Source organism: Streptomyces durbertensis (assembly GCF_014156695.1).
GTDB lineage: Bacteria > Actinomycetota > Actinomycetes > Streptomycetales > Streptomycetaceae > Streptomyces > Streptomyces durbertensis.
The window spans coordinates 1-4,301 of record NZ_WMLF01000456.1 but is presented as its reverse complement, the minus strand read 5'-3'; the positions used below and the strand labels follow the sequence as shown (position 1 = coordinate 4,301).

The window sequence follows — 4,301 nt, the reverse complement described above, 5'->3', positions numbered from 1 at the left end:
CAGCGCCAGGTGCAGCATCACGATCGAGTCCTTGCCGCCGGAGAACAGGATCACCGGCCGCTCGAACTCGCCCGCGACCTCCCGGAAGACGTGCACCGCCTCCGACTCCAACGCGTCCAGATGGCTCGGCGGGATGACGGCGGCCGGGTGGGGCGGGTGGACCGCGACGCCCTGCCCGCGCTCAGGGACGATCGTGCTCATATCAACCCCCGCTGGACGAGCAGCGCGTGCAGCGCCACGACGGACTCCTCGACACCCTGCCGTTCCGTCTCCACCCGCACGTCCGGGTCGGTCGGCGCCTCGTACGGGTCGTCCACGCCGGTCAGACCGGTCAGTTCACCGGCGGCCTGACGGGCGTACAGGCCCTTCACGTCGCGCGCGGCGCAGACCTCCACCGGGGTCGCGACGTGCACCTCCAGGTAGGGCGTCCCACTCGCGGCGTGCCGGCGTCGCACCGCGTCCCGGGAGTCCGCGTAGGGCGCGATCACCGGTACCAGGACGAGGACCCCGTTGCGGGCCAGCACTTCGGCGAGCAGTCCGACACGCTGCACCTGGGTCCGTCGGGCGTCCGGCCCGAACCCGAGGTCGGGGGAGAGCCGGGAGCGCAGTTCGTCACCGTCCAGCACCTCGACGCGGCGGCGGTCGGCCGACAGCCGGGCGGCGAGGGCGCGGGCGAGGGTGGTCTTGCCGGAGCTGGGCAACCCGGTGAGCCACACCGTCGCACCGCTGCGGCAGGTGCAGCCGGTCGGTGGTGCGGCGGTCGGTGGTGCGGTGGTCGGCCGGTGGTCGGCCGGCGGGTCGCCGTGGACGGGATGGGCGAGGGTCATCGTTGGACCTCCGTGGCCGTGTGGACGACCGGAGCGGTCGGCTGCGAGGGGGCCGGCTCCTTCACGAGCCGGTCGGCGGGGCCCGGCTGCCGGCCCACGCTCGCCTCGGCCGACCCCTCCGGGGGAAGGCGGAGAGTGAGCACCATGAGGACCACCGTCGCGACGGCGATCACGGCGTAGTACCACATGAAGCTGCCCGTGGTGTTCTTCAGCAGGCCCGCCACGTAGTTCCCGGCGATGCCGCCGACGCCCTGGGTGACGTTCGTGACGCCGAAGATGACGGTCGCGGCCGCGCCGGCCGCCGTCTTGGAGACGTACGCCGGGACCAGGCCGTAGATCGGGTAGAAGGCGAGGGCGAACAGGACCCCCGAGAGCAGCGGCAGGACGCCGACCGGGGCCACGACGAGCACCACCGCGGACAGCAGGAAGCACCCGTAGCACATGAGGAGGGCCGCCCGGATGCCGATGCGGTCGGACAGCCAGCCGACGAGGAAACCGGCGACCATGCCGATGACCCCGATGACGCCCCACACCTGGGCGGCGAAGTCGATGTCGAAGCCCAACTCCTCGCGCAGGTAGGGCGAGAGGTAGTTCTGGAACGGCATGCAGGCGAAGCCGTTCAGGAACTTCATCACCCAGATGATCACCACCCAGCGCACCAGCACCATCCGCCAGCCGGCCCGGGCGCTCTCCGCCCGGGTGGCGCCCGGGTCGCCGCCGCCCGGCGGCCGGTCCGCCTCCTGGGGGCGGAACAGGCCGAGTCGCCAGAACACCAGCGCGGCGACACCGGTCACCATCAGGGTGCCGGCGCCGACCGAGTACCACAGTCCGCGCCAGTTGTCGGCGCCCACGAAGGGCGGGACGAGCATGCTGTTGACCACCACGCCGTAGCTCGTGCCGCTGGAGATGAGGCCGAGCACCTTGCCCCGGTGGCGGTAGTCGATCACCCGTCCCACGATCTCCACGAGCGGCACGTACACCGAGGCGGCGGTGCCGCCGAGGATCGTCAGCAGCACACCGATGACCAGGATGCTGTCGGTCACCGGTATCAGCATCAGGCACACCGCGCACAGCAGTGCGGAGCCGACCGTGATCTGCGGCCCGCCGAACCGGTTCGACAGCCAGGTCCCGAACAGGGCGAAGACCAGGAAGCCGAGCTGACCGGCGGCCGTGATGGTGCCGACGACCGTGTAGTCGAAGCCGATGTCGTGGCGCATGTCGGTCACGAGCTGCGAGAACAGGTAGAAGCCGAAACCGTAGGTGGCGGCGACGAAGCTGGTGAGCAGGGCCGTCACCACAAACGCGACGAGCGGCCGCGATCGTGTGGGGACTGCCGTCCGCGGGCTTCCCGACATCGTCCGTCGTGTCCTTCCGGTCAGGCCTTGCGTGCCGCGTGGATGATGAAGTCCGCCTCGTACGGGTCGAAGTCCGTCGAGAAGTCGCCGAACGTCTGGACCGTGTCGAAGCCCGCCTCCGTGAGCAGCTCCCTGGCCTCGTCGCGCAGCAGCGGGTACACCTCGAGGTGGTGGGTGACGCCGTCGGCGAAGGAGTAGCGGAAGCGGCACGTCTCGGCGTCCGCGTGGGCGACGGAGACCCGGACCGCGTCGCCGCAGTAGTAGTAGTTGCCGCTGCTGCGGTAGCGGCGCGCGCGGATCGCGTCGAAGTTCCGGTGGTCGAGCACCAGCACCCCGCCGGGCGGCAGCAGCCGGTGGAACTCGCGGAGCACCGCCCGGCGGTCGGCGAGGTCGAACAGGTGCGGGAAGGAGCTGCCGAGGCAGACGACCGCGTCGTGCCCGCCCGCCAGCCGGCCCGGCAGGCCGCGCCAGTCGGCGTGCACGGTGGGCAGCTCGACGCCGTGGCGGGCGGCGTTGCGCCGGGTGCGTTCCAGCATCGCGGCGCTGCCGTCGGCGGCGGTCACGGTGAAGCCGGACAGGGCGAGGGTGACGGAGTGGTAGCCGGTGCCGGCCGCGACGTCGAGCACGCTGCGGGCGCCGCAGCCGTGCAGCAGCTCGGAGAAGAAGCCGCGTTCGCCCGTCCGCCGCTGGTCCCAGTCGATCAGGTCGTCCCAGCGGTCGACGAGTGAGTCGACGTACTGCGCGGCCCCGTCGGCGGGACCGGCGGGTGCCGCGGTGGTCGCGTCGCCCGTTTCGGTGAGGGTCTCGGACATGTTCTCCCCAAGGGTTCGTCGGCACCGGCGCCGCACCGCGGTGGGCGGTGCGACCCGGAGGAAGAGGGCGGTCAGCGGTACTTCTTGGCGAACTCCCGGTACTTCTGGCCGAGTTCGTCAGCACGGTCGGCGCACTCGGAGAGCGGCATGGTCCGGCAGCGGTAGCCGAGCATCCGGTCCATCACGTCCATCTCGCGCTCGGTGAAGGTGACGGTGCCGTCGGCGTCGATGCTCTCGATCCCGTCAGCCACCTGGCACTGCTCGTTGAGGCGGACCGCCTCCCGCAGGGAGAGCGCCCCACCGAGGTCGACGGTGCCGCCGTCGCGGCCCACCCGCACCGGGTAGCCGCCCGGCAGCCCGCCGGGGGCCGGGGCGTGGGCGAGCACGCCGCTGTCGGTGGCCATGGCGGTCAGCACCCGCACGGCGGACGACGCGGTCAGCAACTGACCGGCGACACCGCCGAGTCGCTTCAGCCGTCCGTTCAACTGCCGGAACACGGCGCCGTGGGCGACCTCCTCGCCGACCTGGCGCCCGTCCACCCGCGCCGAGAGGTGGTACGTGCCCTCGCCGGCGTCTCCGGCACGGGGCACGTAGTGGCTGAAGTAGTGCTGCGCCACCAGCCGCAGCTCGACCCGCTCGGCGCCGACGCCCAGGAGGTGCGCGAAGCCGTGGGTCAGCGCCGGCACGATGTTGGCGACGTTCCCCACGCCGATCGTCTGCGGCAGCCCGGCCGCCGCCAGCACCGGGCCCACGGCGTCGGGGAACGCGGCGTTGACCACCCTGGGGCGCACGCCGGACATCTCCACGGCCTGCATCAGCAGGTGGTTGAGCGTCAGGTGCATCGGCAGCCACGGACCGAACTGGGCCTGGTCCAGCTCCTCGAACACCTGCGGGGGCAGCTCGGTGATGCGCCGCCACGACTGGAGGGACGCGCCCATGAAGACGATGTCGGGGCGGACCCGGGCCAGCGTCTCCGCGCTCGCGGCGACATCGTGCAGGTCGAGGTGGACCGCCTCCACCGAACCGTCGGAGTGCCCAAGGTTGGTGGCGGTGAAGTGCGCCAGGTTGCCGCGCCGGCGCAGCGCCTCACGGTCGCGGCCGGCGAGCACCACCCGGTTGGTGGCGGGGTCGCTCATCAGCATGGTCAGGACGTGTGCCGCCAGGTCTCCGACGCCGACAAGCATGATCAGCGGCTTCCCCGGGCGGGCGGTGTGCTCGGACATTCGACGGTTCCTGTCTGTGCGGCGGACGGCGTGCGGCGTGCGGGGTGGCGGACGGCGTGCGGCGGACGGCGTGCGGGGCGGTGG

General features: G+C 72.2%; 4 protein-coding genes and 1 pseudogene. All 5 read right to left on the bottom strand.

Annotated features, from left to right (window positions below):
• Positions 1 to 201, bottom strand: a pseudogene (locus GL263_RS28565) (sulfate adenylyltransferase subunit CysD); the annotation flags it as partial.
• On the bottom strand, positions 198 to 827 hold the full coding sequence (gene cysC, locus GL263_RS22525) for an adenylyl-sulfate kinase (protein ID WP_182857580.1): 630 nt from the start codon (positions 825 to 827) through the stop codon (positions 198 to 200). The pseudogene GL263_RS28565 and the gene cysC, both read right to left, overlap by 4 nt.
• Positions 824 to 2,182 carry an MFS transporter gene (locus tag GL263_RS22520; protein WP_182857579.1) on the bottom strand — a complete coding sequence of 453 codons (1,359 nt, stop codon included), beginning with the start codon at positions 2,180 to 2,182 and terminating at the stop codon, positions 824 to 826. Before GL263_RS22520 ends, cysC begins: the two co-directional genes overlap by 4 nt.
• Before the next feature lie 20 nt (positions 2,183 to 2,202).
• Positions 2,203 to 2,994, bottom strand: a complete 792-nt coding sequence (locus tag GL263_RS22515) for a class I SAM-dependent methyltransferase (RefSeq protein WP_182857578.1) — start codon at positions 2,992 to 2,994, stop codon at positions 2,203 to 2,205.
• A gap of 71 nt (positions 2,995 to 3,065) precedes the next feature.
• Complete coding sequence (locus GL263_RS22510; protein ID WP_182857577.1) at positions 3,066 to 4,217, bottom strand: SDR family NAD(P)-dependent oxidoreductase; 1,152 nt, start codon at positions 4,215 to 4,217, stop codon at positions 3,066 to 3,068.
• Between the last annotated feature and the right edge of the window lie 84 nt (positions 4,218 to 4,301).

Excerpts from the sequence above, each read along its gene's own strand:
- cysC (WP_182857580.1), bottom strand. The coding sequence starts at position 827 with ATGACCCTCGCCCATCCCGTCCACGGCGACCCGCCGGCCGACCACCGG.
- GL263_RS22520 (WP_182857579.1), bottom strand. The coding sequence starts at position 2,182 with ATGTCGGGAAGCCCGCGGACGGCAGTCCCCACACGATCGCGGCCGCTC.
- GL263_RS22515 (WP_182857578.1), bottom strand. The coding sequence starts at position 2,994 with ATGTCCGAGACCCTCACCGAAACGGGCGACGCGACCACCGCGGCACCC.
- GL263_RS22510 (WP_182857577.1), bottom strand. The coding sequence starts at position 4,217 with ATGTCCGAGCACACCGCCCGCCCGGGGAAGCCGCTGATCATGCTTGTC.